At 75.9% G+C, this 21,967-nt stretch carries 19 protein-coding genes; 6 read left to right on the top strand and 13 right to left on the bottom strand.

The genetic code is table 11. The annotated features are described in order from the left end of the window. Window positions 1-12: 12 nt before the first annotated feature. The 4 genes from ACFWI8_RS27450 to ACFWI8_RS27435 form a co-directional block, all read right to left on the bottom strand. Window positions 13-990 carry an SGNH/GDSL hydrolase family protein gene (locus tag ACFWI8_RS27450; RefSeq protein WP_387096750.1) on the bottom strand — a complete coding sequence of 326 codons (978 nt, stop codon included), beginning with the start codon at window positions 988-990 and terminating at the stop codon, window positions 13-15. Next, complete coding sequence (locus ACFWI8_RS27445; RefSeq protein ID WP_387096747.1) at window positions 987-2,162, bottom strand: glycosyltransferase; 1,176 nt, start codon at window positions 2,160-2,162, stop codon at window positions 987-989. The genes ACFWI8_RS27450 and ACFWI8_RS27445 overlap by 4 nt, the downstream gene beginning before the upstream one ends. Further along, window positions 2,159-3,283 carry a glycosyltransferase family 4 protein gene (locus ACFWI8_RS27440; RefSeq protein ID WP_387096770.1) on the bottom strand — a complete coding sequence of 375 codons (1,125 nt, stop codon included), beginning with the start codon at window positions 3,281-3,283 and terminating at the stop codon, window positions 2,159-2,161. The genes ACFWI8_RS27445 and ACFWI8_RS27440 overlap by 4 nt, the downstream gene beginning before the upstream one ends. A 141-nt stretch (window positions 3,284-3,424) precedes the next feature. Continuing rightward, on the bottom strand, window positions 3,425-4,861 hold the full coding sequence (locus ACFWI8_RS27435; RefSeq protein WP_387096744.1) for a HEAT repeat domain-containing protein: 1,437 nt from the start codon (window positions 4,859-4,861) through the stop codon (window positions 3,425-3,427). 235 nt (window positions 4,862-5,096) lie between these two features. Between ACFWI8_RS27435 and ACFWI8_RS27430 the strand changes: the two genes are divergently transcribed. Beyond that, window positions 5,097-6,545, top strand: a complete 1,449-nt coding sequence (locus ACFWI8_RS27430; protein ID WP_387096741.1) for a SpoIIE family protein phosphatase — start codon at window positions 5,097-5,099, stop codon at window positions 6,543-6,545. Window positions 6,546-6,596: 51 nt separating this feature from the next. Here the strand turns inward: ACFWI8_RS27430 and ACFWI8_RS27425 are convergent, their stop codons facing one another. Then, window positions 6,597-8,072: a hypothetical protein gene (locus ACFWI8_RS27425; RefSeq protein ID WP_387096738.1), complete on the bottom strand. Its 1,476-nt coding sequence runs from the start codon at window positions 8,070-8,072 to the stop codon at window positions 6,597-6,599. A 237-nt stretch (window positions 8,073-8,309) separates the two neighbouring features. Between ACFWI8_RS27425 and ACFWI8_RS27420 the strand changes: the two genes are divergently transcribed. Then, a complete protein-coding gene (locus tag ACFWI8_RS27420; RefSeq protein ID WP_387096736.1) occupies window positions 8,310-9,410 on the top strand; it encodes an aminoglycoside phosphotransferase family protein in 1,101 nt (366 codons plus the stop codon). A 33-nt stretch (window positions 9,411-9,443) separates the two neighbouring features. Here ACFWI8_RS27420 and ACFWI8_RS27415 read toward each other — a convergent pair whose 3' ends face one another. The 3 genes from ACFWI8_RS27415 to ACFWI8_RS27405 all read right to left on the bottom strand — a co-directional run bounded on the left by ACFWI8_RS27415 (window position 9,444) and on the right by ACFWI8_RS27405 (window position 12,819). Beyond that, the gene (locus tag ACFWI8_RS27415) at window positions 9,444-9,941 is read right to left on the bottom strand and encodes a hypothetical protein (protein WP_387096733.1); all 498 of its coding nucleotides are present in this window, start codon (window positions 9,939-9,941) and stop codon (window positions 9,444-9,446) included. Between the two features lie 24 nt (window positions 9,942-9,965). Continuing rightward, window positions 9,966-11,786: a protein kinase gene (locus ACFWI8_RS27410; protein WP_387096730.1), complete on the bottom strand. Its 1,821-nt coding sequence runs from the start codon at window positions 11,784-11,786 to the stop codon at window positions 9,966-9,968. A gap of 256 nt (window positions 11,787-12,042) precedes the next feature. Beyond that, window positions 12,043-12,819: an SDR family NAD(P)-dependent oxidoreductase gene (locus ACFWI8_RS27405; RefSeq protein WP_387096727.1), complete on the bottom strand. Its 777-nt coding sequence runs from the start codon at window positions 12,817-12,819 to the stop codon at window positions 12,043-12,045. A gap of 208 nt (window positions 12,820-13,027) precedes the next feature. Here ACFWI8_RS27405 and ACFWI8_RS27400 point away from each other — a divergent pair, with 208 nt between their 5' ends. From ACFWI8_RS27400 to ACFWI8_RS27390, 3 genes are read left to right on the top strand one after another with little or no spacing between them, the layout of a single operon-like run. Next, window positions 13,028-13,858, top strand: a complete 831-nt coding sequence (locus ACFWI8_RS27400; RefSeq protein ID WP_387096725.1) for a FadR/GntR family transcriptional regulator — start codon at window positions 13,028-13,030, stop codon at window positions 13,856-13,858. Beyond that, window positions 13,855-14,778 (top strand): aldo/keto reductase, encoded by a 924-nt coding sequence (locus ACFWI8_RS27395; RefSeq protein WP_387096767.1) that lies wholly within the window; start codon window positions 13,855-13,857, stop codon window positions 14,776-14,778. The genes ACFWI8_RS27400 and ACFWI8_RS27395 overlap by 4 nt, the downstream gene beginning before the upstream one ends. Further along, complete coding sequence (locus ACFWI8_RS27390) at window positions 14,775-15,644, top strand: amidohydrolase family protein (protein WP_387096722.1); 870 nt, start codon at window positions 14,775-14,777, stop codon at window positions 15,642-15,644. The genes ACFWI8_RS27395 and ACFWI8_RS27390 overlap by 4 nt, the downstream gene beginning before the upstream one ends. On the opposite strand, the gene ACFWI8_RS27385 is transcribed toward ACFWI8_RS27390, so the two are convergent. Both ACFWI8_RS27385 and ACFWI8_RS27380 read right to left on the bottom strand, forming a co-directional pair. Beyond that, window positions 15,641-16,480, bottom strand: coding sequence for a siderophore-interacting protein (locus tag ACFWI8_RS27385; RefSeq protein ID WP_387096719.1), 840 nt, complete (start codon window positions 16,478-16,480; stop codon window positions 15,641-15,643). The two genes, ACFWI8_RS27390 and ACFWI8_RS27385, sit on opposite strands and share 4 nt — an antisense overlap. Before the next feature lie 89 nt (window positions 16,481-16,569). Further along, window positions 16,570-18,894, bottom strand: a complete 2,325-nt coding sequence (locus tag ACFWI8_RS27380) for a glycoside hydrolase family 3 N-terminal domain-containing protein (protein WP_387096716.1) — start codon at window positions 18,892-18,894, stop codon at window positions 16,570-16,572. A gap of 161 nt (window positions 18,895-19,055) precedes the next feature. Here ACFWI8_RS27380 and ACFWI8_RS27375 point away from each other — a divergent pair, with 161 nt between their 5' ends. Next, complete coding sequence (locus ACFWI8_RS27375) at window positions 19,056-20,096, top strand: LacI family DNA-binding transcriptional regulator (RefSeq protein ID WP_387096713.1); 1,041 nt, start codon at window positions 19,056-19,058, stop codon at window positions 20,094-20,096. Window positions 20,097-20,123: 27 nt separating this feature from the next. Here ACFWI8_RS27375 and ACFWI8_RS27370 read toward each other — a convergent pair whose 3' ends face one another. The 3 genes from ACFWI8_RS27370 to ACFWI8_RS27360 form a co-directional block, all read right to left on the bottom strand. After that, a complete protein-coding gene (locus tag ACFWI8_RS27370; RefSeq protein WP_387096710.1) occupies window positions 20,124-20,948 on the bottom strand; it encodes a M23 family metallopeptidase in 825 nt (274 codons plus the stop codon). 38 nt (window positions 20,949-20,986) lie between these two features. After that, complete coding sequence (locus ACFWI8_RS27365; protein WP_387096707.1) at window positions 20,987-21,496, bottom strand: ArsR/SmtB family transcription factor; 510 nt, start codon at window positions 21,494-21,496, stop codon at window positions 20,987-20,989. A 104-nt stretch (window positions 21,497-21,600) separates the two neighbouring features. Then, window positions 21,601-21,927, bottom strand: a complete 327-nt coding sequence (locus ACFWI8_RS27360) for a plasmid stabilization protein (RefSeq protein ID WP_387096704.1) — start codon at window positions 21,925-21,927, stop codon at window positions 21,601-21,603. Window positions 21,928-21,967: the final 40 nt, after the last annotated feature.

Raw genomic sequence — 21,967 nt, 5'->3', positions numbered from 1 at the left:
CGCCGGCGCCGGTCAGGCGGCCGGTGAGCGGTCGGTGCGCGCCGGCGGGCGGAGGCGGCCGATGTGGTCGATGTGGTCGATGCCCTCGATCCGGCCGAGCTGGTCGGCGGGGCCCGGCCGGTCGGGCGGCGCGGCCGGGGCGGCCGGTCGCTGGCCGAGCGCGGCGAGCGCCGCCCGGGTCGCGGCGCGGGAGGCCGCGTCCAGGGTGTCGACCGTGCCGGCCACCCGGTGGCCGGTCTCGGTCAGCGCCAGACCGACGAGTCCCGGCAGCAGGTCCGTGGCGCGGGCGAGCAGCCAGCGGGTGCCACGGGTGGCCAGCCAGCGGGCGCTGGCGCCCCTGGACGGCGGCGGGCGCTCGGCCGCGGCGGCGGGGGGCGGCCCGGTGGCCAGGCCGCGGCCCGCCAGCGCGGCGTGGAACTCGCGGGCCAGCAGCCGGTGGCCCAGCTCGCTGGGGTGCAGCCGGTCCACGCTCCACGCCTCGACCGCCGCGGCCATCGGGTGGCCCGCCAGGTGCACGTGGACCGCGCCGTGCCGCTGGGACAGGTGGTGCACGACGTCGTTGAGCGCCACCATCCGCCGGGCGAGCGGGCGGGTCAGGGCGCCGGGCAGGCGCAGCACGCCGCCGGGTTCCGGGAGGCAGGCGGTGAGCACCAGGGTGCCGTCCCGGCTCAGGGTGCCGATGACGGCCTCGAGGTCGCGGGCGTTGGCGGCGATGTCGAAGGCGGAGCGGAGGGTGTCGTTGCCGCCGACGATGACCCCGGCCAGGTGGGGGCGGAGCCGGCGGGCGGCGGCCAGCTGCTCACCCGCGGCGTCGGCGGTGCGGGCGCCACTGCGCGCGAGGTTGGTGAGCCGCGCCGGAGGCCGGTGTCCCGGCGCGGTGAGCCCGGCGGCCAGCAGCGGCGCCCAGCCGCGCCAGCCGCCGGGCACCGGGTCGCCGACGCCCTCGGTGAGGGAGTCGCCGAGCGCGGCGAACCGCAGCGCCTCGTTCACCGGGGGCCGCCCTCCACCGCCGGGACGGGCCGTGGCGCGTGCCGGACGACGGCGGGCGCGTCCAGGGCGGCGAGGAACGCGTCGACCGCCGCCGACCAGGGGAACTCCTCGGCGCGCGCCCTGGCCGTGGCGCGGCGGGCGTCGGCGGGGCGGGCGAGCAGCCGCTGCACGCCGTCGGCGAAGGCGGTGCCGTGGTGTGCCGTGGTGCCGGCCGGGCCGAGCAGGGCGGGGACGGCCGAGCACGCGTTGGCGACCACGGGGGTGCCGCAGGCCAGGGCCTCCATGGCGGCGAGGCCGAAGGTCTCGGCCGGGCCCGGCGCCAGCACGATGTCGGCGGTGGCCTGGAGGACCGCGAGGTCTGCCGGGTCGCCGACGTGTCCCCGGAAGACGACGGGCAGGCGGGTCACGGCGGCCCGCTCCCGGAGCCGGCCGCGCAGCGGCCCGTCGCCGGCGACGACCAGGGTGGCCGGCACGCCGCGCCGGCGCAGTTCGGCCAGCGCGTCGAGGGCGAGTCCCGGGCGCTTCTCGGGGGAGAGCCGGGAGCAGAGGGCGAGCAGCACCTGGTCGCCGCCGCCGGTGAGCCGGGCGTGCAGCCGCGGGTCGCGCAGTCCGGGGTGGCAACGGCGCAGGTCGACGCCCAGCGGGGCGCGCACCACGTTCCGCGCGCCGACGCGGTGGAACTCGCGCGCCGCCCAGGCGGTGGTGCACACGATCCGCGTGAAGGCGTAGGCGGTCCGCCGGTTGAGGCCGTCCGCGGCGCGCCGGCACCAGCCGCCCGGCAGGCCCCAGGTGGCCATGACGCCGTCCACGCTCTCGTGCGAGACCATCACGGCCGGCACCCGGTGACGCCTGGCCCACTCCCCGGTCCAGCGCAGGGTGGTGCGGTCGGACACCTCGAGCCGGTCGGGGGCGAGCGACTCCAGGAGCCGGGCGAGGCGCCGCCGGTCGGTCAGCACCCGGTAGCCGCCGGTGCCCGGGACCCGGGGCCCGGGCAGGGTGATCACCCGGCCCTGGGCGGTGCGGACGTCGCTCACGGTCTCGCCGGGGACGACCAGCACCGGGTCGTGTCCCGCCGCCAGGTAGCCGGCGCCCAGCTCGCGCAGCGCGGTGCGCAGGCCACCGGAGGAGGGGGCGACGAAGTTGGCGAGCCGGACGATGCGCTGCCCCGTCACCTGACCGCCACCTCCCTGGCGTGCCGGACGCGGGCGTAGTGCTCGAGGAGCTGGTCGCCGACGGCGGTCCAGGTGCGTCCCGCGACGGCGGTCGCGGCGGCCCCGGCCAGGCGGGTGCGCAGCGCCGGGTCGTCGCGCAGGGTGGCCACGGCCTCGCGGATCGCGGCGCCGTCGCCCGGCGGCACCAGCAGCCCGGTCCTGCCGTGGTCCACCAGGTCGAGCGGGCCGCCGGCCGCCGGGGCCACCACCGCCACCCCGCTGGCCTGGGCCTCCTGGACGGTCTGGCAGAACGTCTCGAACGGGCCGGGGTGCGCGAAGACGTCGAGCGAGGCGTAGATCCTGGCCAGGTCGTCGCCGGTGCGGCGGCCCAGGAAGCGGGCCCTGGGCAGGGCGGCGCGCAGCGCGGTGCCAGTGGGCCCGTCGCCGACGACCACCAGCCGGACGCCGGGCAGCGCGGAGGCCTGGGCGAGCAGGTCCACCCGCTTCTCGGGGGCCAGCCGGCCGACGTAGCCGAGCAGCAGCTCACCGTTCGGGGCGAGCTCGCCGCGCAGGCGCTCGTCCCGCAGCGCGGGCCTGAACCGCCCGGTGTCCACGCCGCGCTGCCAGAGTCGCACCCGCGGCACCCCGTGGGCTTCGAGGGCCCGCACGGAGTCGCTCGAGGGAGCCAGCGTCAGGTCGGCGGCGGAGTGCACGGCGCGGATCCGGCGCCAGGCGGCCAGTTCGCCGGCGCCCAGGTAGGTGCGCGCGTAGCCCGCCAGGTCGGTCTGGTAGACGGCGACGGCCGGCACCCCGGCGCGCGCCGCCGCGGCCATGCCGCGCACGCCGAGCACGAAGGGGCTGGCCAAGTGCACGATGTCGGGCCGGTGGCCGGCCAGGGCGGCGGCGAGCCGGCGGCTCGGCAGGGCGACCCGGACCTGGGGGTAGCCGGGCAGCGGCAGGGAGGGGACGTGGACGAGGGGAGCGGGTCCTTCGTCGCGGGTGTCCGTGCCGGGGGCCGGCGCGGGGGCGACGACCAGCGGGTGGTGGCCGCGCTCGACCAGGTGCCTGGCGGTCTGCAGAGCGGTGTGCGCCACGCCGTTGACGTCGGGGGGATAGGACTCGGTGACGATCAGGACTCGCATCGGGGAGGTGCGCATACGAGCGTTGTCGCCGACCGGGGCATGGGCAGGCCCACATCCGTATGTCCGTTCGGAAAACGTCCCATGAGGCTTAGGCCCTGGCCGGCCGAGGGCAGGAGCCAGGCCCAGGGCCAGGCCCGTCGCTCACCCCGTGGCGCGGTCCGCCAGCCGGCCGCGGACGGCGGTCTGCACCCCGGCCTGCTCGGCGGGATCGGTGGCCAGCCGGCGCAGCCGCTCCACCACCCGGGTGTCGACCGTGGTGGCGCAGCGGGCCGCGACCTCGCGGGTGTCCTCCTCGCAGTCCCACAGGCACTCGACGGCGAAGCCGGTGGTGAAGGAGGGGTCGGTGCCGGAGAGTGCGCGGGCGACATCGCCGCGCAGCTGCGAGGAGGCCGTCTCCCGGTAGATGTGGCGCAGCACGGGAACGGCGGCGCCCACGGCCAGCCGCCCGGCCCCCTCCACCAGCGGGCGCAGCTCCCTGGCGTCCATGCCCCTGGTGCGCACCGCCCGCAGCAGGGCGGTCAGCACCCGGGGGGCGTCCCGGCTCTCGCCGCGCCTGGCCAGCATGGCGGCGGCGCAGGAGCCGAGCTGGTCGTCGCGGTCGGCCCAGCGCCTGGCCTGTTCGAGCGCCGGCCGCCCGCCCATCCGGGAGAACGCGGTGACCGCGGCGCCTGCCACGTCCTCGTCGGGTGCGGCGGCGGCCGCCTCGACCAGGGGGAAGACCGCCGGTTCCTCGCGCTCGGCGAGGTGCCGCAGCGCCGCCGCGCGCACCGCGGGCGGGCCGGCCTCCGCGGCGGCCAGCAGCCGGGGGCGGTCGGCGGGGCCGGCCACCGCCGCCAGGCAGCGGGCGGCCGCGGCCTCCCGCCACTGCCGCGGCGACTGCTCGTAACCCTCCTGGGCCCAGTCGAGGATGGCGGCCACGCTCCAGCCGGGCTGCGGGCCCGGCGACCGCAGCTGGCGCTGCCAACGGTCGAAGTCGCCGTGTTCCAGGGCACGCTCGAGACGGGCGCGCTGTTCGGGGCGGTCGGGGTCGGCGGCCCACACGTGCCAGGGGCGCGGCTCGAAGGAGTCGCGGACCGCGGCGGTGAGGGCGGCCTCGCCCTCCTCCGTGTGCGGGAAGCGCAGCAGGATCCGCGGGCCGAGGCCACGCAGCCCCGCGTCGTCGTCGCGCACGGCCAGCTCGTCCAGGGCCCAGCGCCAGTTGGCGCCCTCCACGGCGTAGCGGCGCAACAGGCGTAGCGCCTCGCGGTCGCCGTAGGAGGTGAGGTGACCGAGCACGGAGAGGGCGAGGCCGGTGCGCTCCTCCTCGGGGCGGACGGCGTCGTCCGGCCGGAACAGGTGGTCGGTGATGGCGTCGAGGTCCGCGCCGAGCTCCACGTAGAGCCGGGCGTAGTAGAGGGAACGGTGTTCGAGCCGCCAGTCCCAGCGCGGGTCGTGCAGCACGCAGCGCTCCAGCGCGGCGACGGCCTCGGCCCGGGGCGCCGCGAGCGCGTGCAGCCAGCCGTCGCCACGCCCTCGCTGGAGGAGCCCCAGAAGGCTTCCGCTGGGCGCTATGTCTGTTTCGGTGTGGCTGGCGAACATATGAGTCAGCATCCGGTGCGGTCGTTCCCGTGGCAAGGCATTTCCGTATGGCGGCTCCTTGCCGGTGCGAGCCCGTTCTACACCCTTCGGGCCCGGAACGCCTGTCCCGGGGGCGGCTGAATCTCTTACGGAGCGGGGAAGGCTGTGCAACAGTCTGGAGTCGTCCGCCGGGAAAGGCGGCCCCGCCGACCGACCCGGGACGTTGGTCCTGTCCGCGCCGTATCAGGGACCCGCCATGCTCTCCTCACAGCACCCGGAACCCCCCACGAACGACCTCACCGACGAGGCCGCCCTCGACGATCTGATCGCCCGCGCGCGCCGGTTGCGGGACGACGTCGACGCCCTGCGGCGCGGCGAGGCGGCCGGTATCGCCCCGGAGCGGCGCCAGACGGCCTGGGAACTGGCCCTCGACGAGCTGGACGACGTGGGCGAGCGGCTCGCCGGCCTGCGCGGCGCCGCGGGGGCACGGGCGCCGGGCCCCGCGGGCAACGCGGAGTGGAACCTGCTGACCGACGGCGTGGTCTGGTCGGACGAGCTGTTCGCGATCTTCGGGCGCCCGGTCGACCAGGGGCCGCTCACCCTGGACCAGTTGCCGTCCTGGCTGCCCCCCGAGGACCAGCCGACGCTGACCGCGGCCGTCACGGACTGCCTGGTGGACGGGCGGCCGATGGACTGCGAGTTCCGGATCACCCGCCCCGACGGCTCACGCCGCCTGGTGCGGATGGCCGGCGAGCCGGTACTCGACGACAACGGCGGCACCGTGGCGATGCTGGCGATGATCCGCGAGCTGCGCGTGGACCGGCCGCCGGCCCGCCCTGGCGCCGAGGACGACGGCGCGGAGCCGGGGGCGGACGCCGACGCCACGGCCGACGTGCGGGACGGTCTCGGCGGAGCCGGCAGGGCCGGGGACCAGCCGCGGGCGGCGACGGGCTGGGCCGGGCGCGGCCTCGCCGTGGCGCTGGAGGACTCGGTGCTGGCCCCCTCGCTCGACGCGCAACGGCCGGCCGGGCCCGAGGGGCCGCCCGGATCGCTCGAACTCGCCGCCCGCTTCCTGCCCGCCGGGGCCGGGGGCCCCATGGGCGGCAAGTGGTACGACGCGCTGACGCTGCCGGACGGCGGGCTGCTGTTCAGCGTCGGCGACCTGTCAGGGCACGGTGCCGCCGCGGCGGCCGGCACCGCCACGGTGCTGGGCGCGATCCGCGGCATCGCGCTGACCGGCGCGGCGCCCGGCGCGCTGCTCGGCCACCTCAACCAGCTGCTCGACCGGGCCGCGCACCCGGTGCTGGCCAGCGTGTTGTGCTGCCACTACGAGCCGGACCTCGGGGTGCTCACCTGGGCCCAGGCCGGCCACCCCGCTCCCCTGCTCTGCCGGGACGGCGGCGGCTGGGCGCTGCCTCGACCCGCCGGGCCGCTGCTCGGCGCGGTCGGCGACGCCCGCTTCGCCCAGCGCGCGGACCGGCTGGCGCCCGGGGACGTCCTGGTACTCCATACCGACGGACTGTTTTCGGCCATCCCACGGCAGCTGCCCGCGGGGCACGCGGGCGAGCACCGGCTGATCGACCTGGCTCCCCGGCTGAGCTCGGCGCGCGGCGCGGCCGAGTGCCTGCGGACGATCGTCACCGCCTGCGGCGAGGTGGCCAGGGAGGACGACGCCTGCCTGCTGGTGGCCAGGGTCAGGGCGTGACGGACGCCGCCGACGGCGGGCCGGGGGCACCGGCGCCGCCGTCGGCGGCGCTCAGACCGACCGGCCGCCGAACCGCGGCGAGCCCGAGGCCGGCGGCAGCACCTGTTCGATCTCCTCGCGCAGGTTCTCGATCCTGGCGTAGCCGGCGTACTGCCCGGTGAGCCGGTACATCTCCCGCAGCCGGTCCCAGGTGCGGTGCGAGGAGTTCTCGCCGATGCTCGCCAGGGCCAGCCGCGCGTACCGGTCGGCCTGCTCCGGGTCGTCGGCGATGAAACAGGCCGAGGCCATGGAGATCTGGTCGAAGATCCGCGACCTGCCCCGCTCGTCCTCGCGCAGCGCGAGTGCCTGGACGGCGTACCTGGTCGCCGGTCTGGCGGCGGCCGGGTCGTGCTCGGCGAGAGTGCGGTAGGCGAGCGCCTGCATGCCGTACAGGTCGGCCTCGTCGAACATCTGCATCCAGCTCGGCGGCGGCACGTCGCCCCGGTCGGAGACGAACAGTTCCTCCGCCTGCCCGAGCAGCCGCCGCATGGCCTGCGCGTGTCCCATCGACGCCTCGGCCCAGGCCTCGATGGTGCACAGCATGGCCCGGGTCCTGGGCAGCGCCTCCTCGCCCATCCCGGAGTTGGCCAGCTGCATCAGGTCCAGGGCGTCGTCCGGCCGCCCCAGGTGGACCATCTGGCGCGCGGCCCTGGACAGGGCCTCGCCGGCGCGCGGCTGGTCGCCCCCCTCCCTGGCGGCGTGCGCGGCTATCACGAAGTACTTCTGCGCGGTGGGCTCCAGGCCCACGTCGTGTGACATCCAGCCGGCCAGCACCGCGAGGTTGGCCGCCACCCCCCACAGCCGACGCTGCAGGTGCTCGGGGTGCCGGAAGGCGAGCATGCCGCCCACCTCGTTGAGCTGCCCGACCACGGCCTTGCGTTGCAGGCCGCCGCCCCGGGACGCGTCCCAGGCGCGGAAGATGTCCACCGAGCGCTCCAGGGCCTCGACCTCCTCGGCGCCCACCGGCGCCGCCTCGTAGCGGTCGAGCCCCGCCGGATCCGCGGTGGTCCATGAGTCGTGAGCGGTCAGGGTGTCGCGGTCCTTCGGGGTCCGCAACCAGTCGTACATGGCGTCGCTGAGGGCTGATCCTGCGGCGAGCGCGGCGCCCGCACCCACCATGCCGCGTCGGTTGAGCATGAGGTCCATTCCCGTGAATTCGGTGAGGACCGCGGCCGTCCGCTGGGGTGCCCACGGCAGTCCATGGATGGACGGCCGTGTCCCCGCCTCCCCCGGCCGGCGGAACCCGAGGTCCTCGATGGTCACGACACGACCGAGCCGCTCGGTGAACAGCGTCGCCAGCACCTCGGGCACCGGATCGCGCGGGGTCTCCCCCGTGTCGATCCAGCGGCGCACCCGCGAGGTGTCCGTGGCCAGTTGCGGATGGCCCTGGGCCGCCGCCTGCCGGTTCACCAGCCTGGCGAGTTCGCCCTTGGACCATCCGGCCAGGCGGAACAGGTCCGCGAGGCGGGTGTTGGTTCTGCTGCTCACGTCAAGCCCCCAGGATCTCGGCTGAGTTGACAGTAGCCGCCACGCAACGGCCGGATGGGCATTCGCCAGGGTTTCGCCAGGGCTCGCCACATGGTGTGCCACCCGCGCGAGGGAGTGATGTAGACACCGCGCCACCCCGGTCCGGTGACCGCCCGGCATTTCCCCAGGGTGCTGGGAGGTCGCGCGGGACCGGGGGCGCCGTGAACCTTCCGGCACACGAAGGGACCATGCCCGCCTATGTATCCAGCACCATCCCCCGTGGTCTCCCGGGCCAGGCCGCGCCTGATCGGCCAGCTCGGCGCCGCACCGGTCGGCGCCGCGGACGACCGCGGCCGCCGGCCGCGGCGGCCGGGACCGACGCCGGGCGCCGGGCGGATCGACTTCTCGGGCGCGCGTGGGGAGCGGTTGCGCACCGCGCTGTCCGCCGCCCAGGAGATCTGTCCCGAGTTCACCCCGGTGCAGGTCGTCCGTGACGCCGGCCCCTCGATCGTGCTGATCGGCATGGCCGGCCGGCGCGCCGCGGTCGCCAAGTGCCTGATCGACCCGACCGGGTCGCGGGCCGACCGCACCAGGCAGGAGATAACCGCCTATCGCACCTTCGTCCACCACCGGCCGCCGGCGCGGGTGCCGCGGCTGATCGCCGACGACCCGCACAGCGGCACCCTGGTGGTCGAGTTCACCCCCGGCCGGGTGGGCGCCACCCGCCGCCACCCGACGTCCGCGCCGTCCGCCGGCGAGCTGCGCGGCGTGCTCGGCGCGATCTGCCGGCTCAACTCCTGGCGGCCACCGGACGGTGTGTTCCCCGAGGCGGTGAGCTACCCGGCGTGGCTCGCCCGCTACCACTCGCTCGGGCTGCTGACCGACCGGGACGTCGGCGACATGCAGGCGCTGCTGCACGGCCTGTGCGGCCGTGGCCGGCAGGAGCTGCCCCGGCAGTTCTGCCACGGCGCGGCGCGGCTGTCCCACGTGTTGCTCGCCCCGGGCGGCCCGGTGTTCGTGAGCTGGGAGTCGGCCGGCTGGTACCTGCCGGGCTACGACCTGGCCACGCTGTGGTCGGTGCTGGGCGACGCGCCGCTGATGCGACGACAGATCAGCCAGACCGCGCAGGCCGCGGGGGTGCCGGGACGGGACGCCTTCCTGGTCAACCTGATGCTGGTGCTCACCCGGGAGATCCGGATCTGTGAGGAGGCGGTACAGCGCGCCATGCGGCGGCCGATGGCCACGCCGGTGGGCGGCGGCCTGTCCTACGGGGAGGAGCAACGGCTGCTGTTGCGCCGGCTGCACGACGACTGGGCGCTGGCCCGCCGCGCCATCCGCGCCGCCGTCGGCACGAGGTAGCCGGGCGCCCGCCCGCCGGGGGCGGGCGGTGGGCTACCGCTGGAACATCTCGGCGGGGAGCGGCTTCAGCAGGGCGTAGAGGTCGTCGGTGATGGGGCGGTCCCAGCTGGCGATGGTGACCAGCACACCGTCGTCCCGGTCGAACTGGACGCAGGAGACGCGGCCTTCGGTGCAGGTGATGCGCCGCACGATGAGCAGGTTGCCGTCGTGCATGACCGGCACGTCCTCGCTGCCGGTGGCCCGCACGTCCTCGTCGATCTCCAGCGCGGCCAGCAACTGGTGCACCTCGAACGGGACATCGTCCTCCTCGACGTCCCGCGCCGGCGAGCCCTCCGGCAGGTTGCCGATGACCATGGCGGGGCCGCGGCCGCCGAACAGGTCGTATCGCAGCACCACGCCCTGGCAGCTGCCGTCCGGGGCGGGCAGCAGCCCGGCGCCCAGTACTCCGGGCCAGTCCCCCGGATCCATGGCGAGCACGTCGAAGTCGGGCCCTGCGGGGGAGGCGGCGCTACGGCGGCGGAGAAACGACATGTCGCCATGGTACGTGGGGGTCGATCACACTCCGGCGGGACCGCGATCCCCCGGGGCGGCCACCTGTCGGTACAGCTCCACGGCCTCGCCGGCGCGGCCCAGCTGCTCCAGGCAGTGCGCCTCGTCGTGGCGGCTCGCCAGCGAGTCGGGGTGGCCGGGACCGAGCACCCGCTCCCTGGCCCGCCGCACGCCCCGGTACTCGGCGAGCGCCTCGTCCCAGCGGCCGAGCCAGCCGAGGGCCACCGCGATCTCCCGGCCGCTGACCAGGGTGTCGAGGTGGTCGGGGCCCAGGGTGTCGGCGCGGAGGTCCCGGACGACGCGGGCCTCGGCCAGCGCCTCCTCCCAGCGGTCGAGCCGGCCGAAGCTGATGCCCAGGGCGTGCCGAGCGCGCAGGGTGTCGGCGTGCGCGGGACCCAGGGTCCTGGTCCTCGCCTCGATCACCTCGTGGAAGACCGGCACGGCCTCGCCCGGGCGCCCCAACCGGCCAAGGACGACCCCGATCTCGAAGCGGGCGTCGAGGGTGTCGGCGTGGTCGGGGCCGAGCGCCAGGGCCCGGGCGGCGGCGACCGCGGAGTGGCCGGCCAGTGCCTCGTCGTAGCGGCCGAGCCGGAACAGCGCGTAGGCCGTCTCGTACCGGCTGGCGAGGGTGTCGGGGTGCTCGTCGCCCAGGGCCCTGGCCCGCTCGGCGGCCACCGCCCGGTGCACGTCGTGGGAGTCCTCCCAGCGGCCGAGCCGGCCCAGGCTCAGGCCCGCCCGGTGTCGGCTCTCCAGCACCGCCAGGTACTCGGGCGCCGGCCCGCGCCGCTCGCCGGTGTGGCCGAGCAGGGCGGTGGGGGCGAGCCCGGTCCACTGGCCGGTGAGGCCCGCGGAACGGTCGGGCGGCGGCAGCCGCAGCGACCAGGAGCCGCTGGCCCGCGATCCGGGGCGCATGCCTCGGGTCCAGGCCGGCATGCGCCCCGGCTGCGGGCGCACGGGCGCCGGCACCGCGGTGTCGGCGGTGCGGCCCACGACCAGCCGGTGGGCGATCGCGGCCGCGTCCTCGGGGCGGTCCGCCGGGTCCTTGGCGAGCAGCCGGAGGATGAACCGCTCCAGTTCGACCGGCAGTTCCGGCCGGTGGTGGCGCGGCGGGGTCGGTGGGGTGTCGCGGTGGCCGATGAGGACGGCCCAGGGGTCGCCGAGGTCGAACGGCGGCGCCCCGGTGGCGATCTCGTACAGCACGCAGCCCAGCGAGTAGAGGTCGCTGCGGTGGTCGACGCCGACGCCGGCGATCTGCTCGGGCGACATGTAGTGCGGCGTGCCCATCGCCATGCCGGCGCTGGTGAGCTTGGAGGTGAGGCCGATGTCCTGGGCGATCCGGGCGATGCCGAAGTCGCAGATCTTCACGGTGCCGTCGGTGAGCCGCATGATGTTGGCCGGCTTGAGGTCCCGGTGGATGATGCCCTGCCCGTGGGTGTGGGCGAGGGCGGCGGCGACCTGGTCGGCGACGTCGACGATCACCTCGACGGGCAGCGGGCCGGCCCGCTCGGTGAGCAGCTCGCTGAGGTTGCGGCCCTCGAGCAGCTCCATCACCAGGTAGAGGACGCCCTCGGACTCGCCGAAGTCGTGCACCACGGTGACGCCGCGGTGCTGCAACGAGGCGGCGACCCGCGCCTCGCGCCGGAACCGCTCGCGCAGCACGCGGAGGAAGGGCTCCTCGTCCTGCCGACCACCCAGCGGCTTGAGGCACTTGACGGCCACCCGCCGGTCGAGCGCCTCGTCCCTGGCCCGCCAGACCTCTCCCATGCCGCCGCGCCCGATCAGCTCGAGCAGCTGGTAGCGGCCGTGGATCAACGCGCGTTCCGCCATCGCCCGTCTCGCCCCCGTAGTCGCCGGCTGTGTACCGCCCCCACTCCCACCCAGTATGGCTACCTGGTCCGGACGTTCCTATGCCAATGGGCGACAAAGAGCAGGAAGGTGCGGCCCACGGAACAATCCGGCCACGGCCACCGGCGTCGACCGGCCGGCGGGTGAATTCGCTCCTTCGGGTGGTCCGCCGGGCGCGCCCCTGACGGACCAGCGGCCGGGAGACCGCCGCGCGACGCGTGGTGTGGTGGCCGGTCCTTCAACCCCCGACCCGAGCGGTCGTCCGCGGGCGGGTCCTGAGTCCGGCCATGCCGCCGTCGACGGCGAGCGCGGTGCCGGTGATCGCGCCGGCGGCCGGGCCGGCGAGGTAGGCGATGGCGGCGGCCACCTCCTCGGGGGTGACGAGGCGCCCGGTGGGCTGGCGGGCCTCCAGCGCGGCGCGTTCGGCCGCGGGGTCGTCGGCGGTGGCGAGCAGCCGGCCGACCCAGGGGGTGTCCACGGTGCCGGGGTTGACGCAGTTGACGCGGATCCCCTCGGCGACCAGGTCGGCGGCCGTCGCCCTGGTGAGGGCGAGCACCGCGCCCTTGGTGGCCGAGTAGAGGGCCCTGGCCGGCAGCCCGTCGGTGGCCGCCACCGAGCAGGTGTTGACGACGGCGGGGTGGGCCGAACGCCGCAGGTGGGGCAGGGCGGCGCGGGTGGTGCGGACGACGCCGAGCACGTTGACCTCGTACAGCCGGCGCCACTCGTCGTCCGGGTTGTCCTCGATGGTGCCCTGGGCGCCGATCCCGGCGTTGTTGACGACGATGTCGAGGCCGCCGAGCTCGGCCGCGGCCCGGTCGACGGCGGCCCGCACCGAGGCGTCGTCGGCGACGTCGGCGCGGATGCCGAGCAGCGGCTCTGGCACCTCGGGGGCGAGGTCGAGGCAGGCGACCCTGGCGCCGCGGGCGGCGAACAGCGTGGCGGTGGCCAGGCCGATGCCGGAGGCGCCGCCGGTGACGAGGGCCGACAGGCCGGTGAGGTCGTCGGGGTGGGTCATGCCGGGGCCTCCAGACGGGTCCAGCGGCGGGACGGTCCTGCGGCCGGCTCGCCGGTGACGATCACTCGGACATGGGATCGTTTTATAGGCCGCTCGGGGGTGGCCGTCCAGACCCCCCACCGAACGCCCAGCTCAACGCCGTGGGCCCGGCCCGTGGTTGTCGCGCGGGGTCTGTCGGACATGGGATGCCGCTGCTACGGTCAGGCCCGTGTCGCTGACCGACGGCGCCATCGCGCGCATCCGGGAACTCGTCCGGTCCGGCGCGTTGCCGCCGGGCGCCAAGCTGCCGCCCGAGCAGCGGCTCGCGGCCGAGCTCGGCCTCTCCCGGAACCTGACCCGGGAGGCGGTCAAGGCGCTGGTGGCCTCCCGGGTGTTGGAGATCCGCCGGGGTGACGGCACCTATGTGACCAGCCTCGAACCCCGGTTGCTGCTGGAGGGGATCGGCGAGGCCGTGGAGCTGCTGCGCGGCGAGACGCTGCTCGAACTCACCGAGGTCAGGCGGCTGCTCGAGCCGGCGGCCACCGGGCTGGCCGCCGGCCGCGTCTCCCCCGCCCAACTGGCGGCGGTGCGGCGGCACCTGGCGGCGATGCGGGCGGCAAGCGACGACATCGAGGCGCTGATCGAGCACGACGCGGCGTTCCACCGCGCGGTGGTCGCGGCCACCGGCAACCAGACGCTGAGCTCACTGCTCGACGGGATCGCCGGCCGCACCCTGCGGGCCAGGGTCTGGCGCGGCCTGGTGGACGGCGGCGCGGCGGACCGGGCCCTCGCCGAGCACCAGGCCATCGTCGACGCGCTCGCCGACGGGGACGCGGTGCTGGCCGAGGCGGCGGCGCTGGTCCACGTGAGCAGCACCGAGCGCTGGCTGCGGCGGCAGCTTGCGGGACCCGTTTCGAGCGATCCGGACCATCCGAGCGACGCGAGCGATCTGGAGGAACCGTGCGCTTCCCCGACGAGCCCCCCGTCGAGCCTTCCGAAGGACACCCCGGCGCCCCGCCCGGCGTCACCCCGGGCGCGCCACTCGGCGCCTCGGGGCTGACCGTCGGGCGGGTCGGCCTGGGCACGGCGCCGATCGGCGGCCTGTTCCGCGCGGTGGACGAGGAGCAGGCCGTGGCCACCCTGGAGGCGGCCTGGGAGTGCGGCATCCGCTACTTCGACACCGCGCCGCACTACGGGGCCGGGCTCGCCGAGGAGCGGCTCGGCGCCTTCCTGTCCGGTGTGCCGCGGGCCGAGGTGGTGGTGTCCACCAAGGTCGGCCGGCTGCTGCGGCCCGGTGCGGCGCGCCCCGGGGACGAGGGCTTCTTCGGCGCCCCACCCCGGGTACGGGTGCGGGACTACTCGGCGGACGGGGTGCGCCGCTCGTTGGCCGAGAGCCTGGAGCGCACCGGGCTCGACGCCTTCGACCTGGTGCTGATCCACGATCCCGACGAGCACTGGGAGCCGGCCGTGCGGGAGGCGTACCCGGCGCTGGCGGCGCTGCGTGCCGAGGGCGCGGTGCGGGCCGTCGGGGTCGGCATGAACCAGACGGCGATGCTGGAGCGGTTCGTGGCCGAGACGGACGTGGACTGCGTGCTGGTGGCGGGCCGCTACTCGCTGCTCGACCGGGCGGCGGCCGACGGGCTGCTGCCGCGCTGCGCGGAGCGCGGGGTCGGGGTGCTGGTCGGCGGGGTGTTCAACAGCGGTGTGCTGGCCGACCCGGCTCCCGGGGCCACCTTCGACTACGCGCCGACGCCGCCCGCGACGCTGCGGCGGGCCAGGCGGCTCGCCGAGGTGTGCGCCGGCTTCGGGGTGCCGCTCGCCGCCGCGGCGCTGCGGTTCCCGCTGCGCCACCCGGCGGTCAGCGGGGTGCTGGTCGGGGCGCGCAGCGCGGCCGAGGTGGCGGCCAACGCCGGCCACGCGGCGCGCGAGATCCCCGAGGAGCTGTGGGCCGAACTCGACCGTGCCGAGGGGGACCGATGACGCCGAGGATCGACGCGCACCACCACGTCTGGGACCTGGCGCACCGGCCGCACCACTGGCTCGACGGGCCGGAGAGCGCCGCCATCCGCCGCAGCTTCGGCCTCGGCGACCTCGCCGGCCAGGCGGCGGCCGCCGGGGTGACGGGCACGGTGCTGGTGCAGGTGCTGCCCGACCTCGCCGAGACCGCCGAGTTCCTCGCCCTGGCGGCCGGCAGCGAGCTGGTCGCCGGCGTCGTGGGCTGGGTCGACCTGACGGAGGGCGACGCGGTGACCGAGCGGCTGGCGGCGCTGCGCGCGGGGCCAGGCGGTGAGCTGCTGGTGGGCGTGCGGCACCTGGTGCAGGGCGAACCGGACGACCGCTGGCTGTGCCGGCCCGACGTGCGGCGCGGTCTGGCCGCCGTGGCGGCCGCCGGGTTGAGCTACGACCTGCTGGTGCTGCCGCACCAGTTGCCGGCGGCCGTCGACACGGTCCGGGCGCTGCCCGGGCTCAGCTTCGTCCTCGACCACCTGGCCAAGCCGCCGATCGCCGCCGGCGTCACCCGGCCCTGGGCCGGGCTGCTCCGCGAGCTGGCCGGGGCGCCGAACGTGTACGCCAAGCTGTCGGGGCTCGTCACCGAGGCGGACCGCGCCGGGTGGACGGTGGCCGCGCTGCGGCCGTACGCCGAGACGGCGCTGGCGGCGTTCGGGCCCGGCCGGCTGATGTTCGGCTCGGACTGGCCGGTGTGCCTGCTGGCCGCCTCCTACGGCGAGGTGGTGGCGGCGGCCGAGGAACTGACCGCGGCGCTCACGCCGGCCGAGCGCGCCGAGGTCTTCGGCGGCGTCGCGGCGCGCGCCTACCGGTTGCCGGCGGCACCGGTCCCCGGCTAGGCCCGCTCCTGCTCCTCCTCGATGCGGCGGTTCCACTCCGGCTTGCTCGCCTGCCAGCCGTCCTCGTCCTTGCCGCGCCGCCAGTAGCCGGAGACCGAGAGCTGCTCGCGGCTGAGGCCGCGGTCGTGCCGCAGGTGGCGACGCAGCTCGCGGACGAAGTGGGCCTCGCCGTGCAGGAAGGCGTGGGCGCGGCCGGTCGGGAACTCGGCTGCGGTGACCGCCGCGACCAGCGCCGCGCCGGGGGCGTCGGCCGGGCGGTCGAGCCAGGTGATCTCGACCGATCCAGGCGAGTCCAGCTTCTGCTCCTCCTCGGGGCCGCCGACCTCAAGGAACACCCGCGCCGGCGCACCGGCCGGCAGCGCGGCGAGCGCGGTGGCGATGGCGGGCAGGGCGCTCTCGTCGCCGATCAGCAGATGCCAGTCGGCCGTGGGGTCGGGCGCGTAGGCGCCGCCGGGGCCCGCCAGGTGCAGTTCGTCGCCCGGGCGGGCGGTGGCGGCCCAGGGGCCCGCGAGGCCCGTGTCGCCGTGGTGGACGAAGTCGATGGTCAGCTCCAGGGCCGCCGGGTCCCAGTGCCGCACGGTGTAGGTCCGCGTGCGCGGCCACTGCTCACGGGGCAGGTCGCGGCGGACGGCCGCCAGGTCGAAGGGCTGCGGATAGGCGACACCGGGCGCCGGGAAGAGCAGCTTCACATAGCTGTCCGTGTACGGCCCGGTGGTGAAGTCGCGCAGCCCGTCGCCGCCGAACACCACCCTGATCATGTGGGGGGTGAGGCGCTCCCTGCGCAACACGAGTGCGCGGTGGGTCCTGGGGGCCTGGGGGGTCTGCCGTTCGGTCACGTGCTCTCCTCGCTCTCCAGGTTAGGGTCACCTAACTCGGAGGGCGCGTCAAATGGAGCCGCCCTCCCGGCCGACCGGCGACCGCGGGTTCAGCGGGCGGCGCTCACCTCCACCGGGGTGCTGAGGACCCGGGCGCCGGTCAGCACGCGGGTGGTGCCCGTGACGGCGAAATCGCAGGTCAGGGGCAGATCCTCGCTGGAGTACCCGACGGCGACCGTGAAGGTTCCCGGCTCCACGACCCGGCGGTGTTCCACGCCGGTGAACGAGGTGCGGTCGGCGTGCAGCCGGAAGCCGACCCTGGCGGCGGTGCCGGCGGCCAGCGAGACCCTGGCGTAGCCGACGAGCTCCCTGACCGGGCGGGTCACCTGGGCCGTGTGGTCGGAGAGATAGAGCTGCACGACGTCGTCGCCGTCCCGGTCGCCGGTGTTGCGCACCGTCACCTCGACGGTGAGTTCGCCGTCGACCGGGATGTCGGTGGCGCTGAGGGTCAGGTCCTCGTAACGGAACTCGGTGTAGGAGCCGCCGTGCCCGAAGGGGTAGCGGGGCGAGGGGTCGAGGTTGGAGACGCCCTCGCTGAACCGGCCGAGCGGCGGGGCGAGGTAGGTGCCGGGCTGACCGCCGTGGTGGTTCGGCACGCCGACCGGGAGGTGGCCGCTCGGGTTCACCCGCCCCGAGAGCACCCCGGCGACGGCGGCGCCGCCCTCGGCGCCCGGCAGGAAGGCCTGGACGACGGCGGCGCAGCGGTCCACGAAGGCGCCGAGCGCGTAGGGGCGGCCGGAGACCACGACCAGCACCAGGGGGGTCCCGGTGGCCAGCAGCGCCTCGACGAGTTCGGCCTGGGCGCCGGGCAGCCGCAGGTCCGTGGCGTCGCAGCCCTCGCCCGAGGTGCCGCGGCCGAACAGGCTGGCCAGGTCGCCGACGGCGGCCACGCAGACGTCGGCCCGCTCGGCCGCCTCGACGGCCGCCGGGATGCCGGCGGGGTCGGGGTCGAGGACGGCCACGCCCCTGGCGTACTCGACGTCGGCGTCCGGGAGTTCGGCGCGCAGCGCGGTCAGCAGGGAGTCGACGGGCAGTCCGGTGCCGCGCTCCCGGTAGCGGGAGAGGACGTGGTTGGGGAAGGAGTAGCAGCCGAGCAGGGTGCGCGGGTCGTCGGCGCAGGGGCCGGTCAGCGCGATCCGGCGGGCGGTGGCGGGCAGCGGCAGCGCGCCGTGGTTGTCGAGCAGGATCACGGACTTCTCGGCGAGCTCCCGGGCGATGGCCCGGTTGGCCGCCGGGTCGAGGTCGACGGCGCCGCCGTCGCCGGTCTCGGCGGGCACGCCCCGCCAGTCGGGGTCGAGCATCCCGAGCGCGACCTTCTGCCGCAGCACCCGGCGCGTGGCGCGGTCGACCAGCTCGGCCGGCACCAGGTCGGCGATCCGGGCGTACGCGTCGGTGGCGGGCAGTTCCACGTCGATGCCGGCGCGCAGCGCCAGGGCGCCGGACTCGGCGCGGGTGGCGGTGACGCGGTGCATCAGGTCGAGGAAGGCGACGGCCCAGTAGTCGGAGACGACGGTGCCGGTGAAGCCCCACTCGTCGCGCAGCACGCCGGTGAGCAGCCCCCGGTGGGCGGCGGCCGGCAGCCCGTCGAGGTCGGCGTAGGAGTTCATCACGGAGCCGACGCCGCCCTCGCGGACGGCCATCTCGAACGGCGGCAGGATCACGTCGGCGAACTCGCGGGGCCCGATGGGGACCGGGGCGTGGTTGCGGCCGGCGCGGGAGGCCGAGTAGCCGGCGAAGTGCTTGAGGGTGGCGATGACGCCGTGCTCCTGCAGGCCCCGCACATAGGCGGTGCCCACGGTGCCGACCAGGTAGGGATCCTCGCCGATGGTCTCCTCCACCCGGCCCCAGCGGTAGTCGCGGACGACGTCGAGCAGCGGCGAGAGGCCCTGGTGGACGCCGACGGCCCGCATGTCGCGGCCGATGGCGGCGGCCATCCGGCGCACCAGCGCCGGGTCGAAGGTGGCGCCCCAGGCGATGGCGGCCGGGTAGACGGTGGCGCCCAGCGTGGTGAAGCCGGTGAGGCACTCCTCGTGGGCGATGGCGGGGATGCCGAGCCGGGTCCGCTCGGTGAGGTGGCGCTGGTAGTCGGTCAGCCGCCGGACGCCCTCGGCCGGTTCGACGGGCTCGCTGCCGAAGACCCGGGTGAGGTGGCCGAGGCCGTGCGCGGCGGCCTCCTCGAACGGGCGGCGGCCGGCCTCGAAGGCGCTCTGCATGGGGGCGACGTCCGCACCCTCCGCCTGGGCCTCGGCCACCACCCGCGGCCAGTAGGCGCCGAGCTGGGCCAGCTTCTCCTCGGTGGTCATGGCGGCGAGCAGCGCCTCGACCCGGTCGTCCGGGGAGAGCGAGGGGTCGCGCCAGGGCACGGACTCGGACATGGATGCTCCTTCGTCCCCGATGGAAAAAGTTTCAAGTTGTTTACTAAACTCCTCGCACCGTAGATCGCCGACAGGCAGGCGTCAATACGGCCAAGGATCACCGAAACTATTTCGCTCACCTCGTGTAGGGTGGCGACTCGACACGGCGCGAGGCGGAGGCGATGGCGCGAACGAACGGCACCCGGGCGACCCTCGACGCGGTGGCCGCCGCGGCCGGGGTGTCCAAGGCCACGGTCTCCAAGGTGCTCAACGGGCGGCCCGGCGTCTCCGGCGAGACCAGGGAGCGGGTCAGGGAGGCCATGCGCCGGGTCGGGTACGCGCCCACCACCGGGCCCCGCGATCCGGCGCCGGCCGGCACCGTTCAGGTCGTCTTCGACACGCTGACCAACCCCTACGCGCTCCACGTGCTCGGCGGGGTGCTCGCGGGCGCGGACGAGCTGGGCGCCGAGGTGGTCACCAGCGTGCTGCGGCCCGACGGCGGCGCGCGGGTGCGGCCGCCGGGCCCCGCCTGGCTCGAACAGCTCAGCGCCCGGGGCCGGGCCGGCCTGATCCTGGTCACCTCGGAGCTGACGGCGGAGGAGATCACCGCCTGCCACCGCCTCGGCCTCGGTCTCGTGGTGGTCGATCCGCTCAACCCGCTGGACGAGAGCCTGGTCAGCGTCGGCGCCACCAACTGGGCGGGCGGCGTGCAGGCCACCGAGCACCTGCTCTCCCTCGGCCACCGCAGGATCGGCTACGCCAGCGGCCAGGACCGGTCGGTGCCGGCGCGCGAGCGGTTGCACGGCTACCGGGAGGCGCTGGAGTCCGCCGGTGTCCGTCCCGACCCGGAGCTGGTCAGGTTCGAGGCGTTCGCCCCCGACGCCGGGCGCCGGATGACCGAGGCGCTGCTCGACCTGGCCGAGCCGCCCACGGCGGTCTTCGCCGGCAGCGACAGCATCGCCATGGGCGTGCTGGCGGCGGCCAGGGGCCGAAGGCTCCGGGTTCCCGGCGACCTGAGCGTGGTCGGTTTCGACGACACCTTCGGCACGCTGTGGACCGACCCGCCGCTGACCACCGTCCACCAACCGCTGCGCGACATGGGCCGGGTCGCGCTCCGCACCACCCTGCAACTGGCCAGGGGCGAGACCCCGGACTCGCACCACGTGCAGCTGGCCACCCGGCTGCTGGTGCGCGGCTCGACCGCGCCGCCGCGCCGCCGCTGAGGTCGGGGCGGCGACGCGGCGGCCCGGTCAGGAGGCTGTCGAGAGCTCGTCGCCGCTCACCGAGAACCGCTCGCCGTTCGCGGGGACGCCGACGCCGCGCCAGGTGAACGGGAGGCCGCGCGCGGTGGTGAGGTCCGGGCCGTCCATCAGCTGGAAGTGCAGGTGGGGCTCGGTGGAGTTGCCCGAGTTGCCGCAGCGGGCCACCGGTTGGCCGGCGGTCACCCGGTCGCCGGGGCGGACGGCGAGCGAACCGCGCCGCAGGTGCGCGTACATGGCGTACACGCCGTCGCCGAGGTCGAGGATCAGGTGGTTGCCGACGACCCGGCCGGGGCCGGCCGTGTCACGGACCAGTCCTTCGAGGAACAGGTAGGCCAGGGCGGGGTAGGAGTTGCGGCTGAGGTGGTCGCGGTGCCGGTCGGAGGCGTGCACGACGGTGGCGTCGGCGACCGCGAACAGCGGCTGGTCGAAGGCCGGGAAGGCCCGGTTGCCGCGGGCGATCGGCCACCAGCCGAAGGTCGGTGCCGGGCGGTCCTCGGGGGCGGCCGTGATGTCGATCGCGTGGGACTGCCCGTAGGCGCTCGTGCCGTGGCTCGGCACCTTGTCGGCCGGGCTGTTGAGCGCCGACCAGCGACCGGTGACCGGGGACCCGACCTCGACGGCGGCCTCGTTGCTCTCCCCCTCCCCCTTGGGCGTCGGCCGGTGCGCCGACTCGGCGGCGATGCTCGCCAGGATGGCGCCGCCGATCAGCAGCCAGCCCCAGAGCATGGGGAAGTCCAGCCAGAGGCCGGCGATCAGCTGGAGGAAGAACGCGGCCATCAGGGCGCGACGGAGTATCGAGAGGGTCTTGAGCATCTGCTCCGGCCTTTCGTGCCTGCGGGCGGGCGAGTGGGTCAGGGTTGGGCCGTGGCGAGCGCGACGAGCAGCGGGACCACCCGGCCGGGCGGCACCTCGTAGCGGCCCCTGGCGGCGGCGTGCAACCAGCCGGCGGCGGTCAGCTGACGCAGGTGGTGGTAGATCTGGCCGGTGGTGCCGAGGTCGTCGAGCGCGGCCAGCTCGGCGGCGGTGTGCCGACCGCCGAGGATCTCGCGCAGCAGCCGCAGCCGCACGGCGTGCCCGAGGGCGGCGAAGGACTCGGCGGCGTCCGACCAGTCGTGGTCGAGGAGCGTCTCGGTGGTCAGCCCGTACTGCCAGTCGAAGCGCTGACCGGTCGGGAGTCGGACCGTGCCCGTGAACAGCACTCCCCCGGCCTCGGCCCCCGCCTCGGCGAGCCGCGCCTTGAGGCCGTCGAGCGCCCAGAAGTCGCCCTCGGCGGCCGGGGCGACCGCCGCCCGCCGGTCGGCCGACTCCTCGATGGCCGCGAGGCGGCGCTCCAGCTCGGCGACCCGTTCCTCCAGACCCATGGCGTGAATATACGTAACTACGTAATCCACGGTCAAACGAAAGGCGGCGACCGGTCTCATCCCGGACCGGTCGCCGCCTCGTCAGGGGCGGCGCACCGGGCCGCTCAGCGGCCCAGTGCCTTGCGCAGCTCGTCCTTGGTCATCGAGGAACGGCCCTCCACGCCGCGGCGTTTGGCCTCTTCGTAGAGCTGGAACTTGGTGGGCCCCTTGGCGCCCCGGTGCGACCGCTCGCCGCCACGCTGGTAGGCGGACTTCGAGTCCCGCGTCGAGACCTTGCTCGACGCCTTGGCCTCGCCCGAGCGGGCGCGCTGCTTGTTGACCGTGCGGGACGCGATCTCCTTCGCGCGCCCGAGGGTCGCGCCGCGCCGCCGGGTGCTGTCCTTGATGTGCTCGTACTGACGCTCACGCTTACGGCTCGATCCTGCCGGCATGGCACCTCTCCTCGTCCGGGGACCGTATCGGCCGCCGGGT

Source organism: Streptomyces sp. NPDC127098 (assembly GCF_042722465.1).
Classification (GTDB): domain Bacteria; phylum Actinomycetota; class Actinomycetes; order Streptomycetales; family Streptomycetaceae; genus Streptomyces; species Streptomyces millisiae.
Note: the sequence above shows the minus strand (reverse complement) of the source record. Positions and strands in the feature narration are given on the sequence as shown.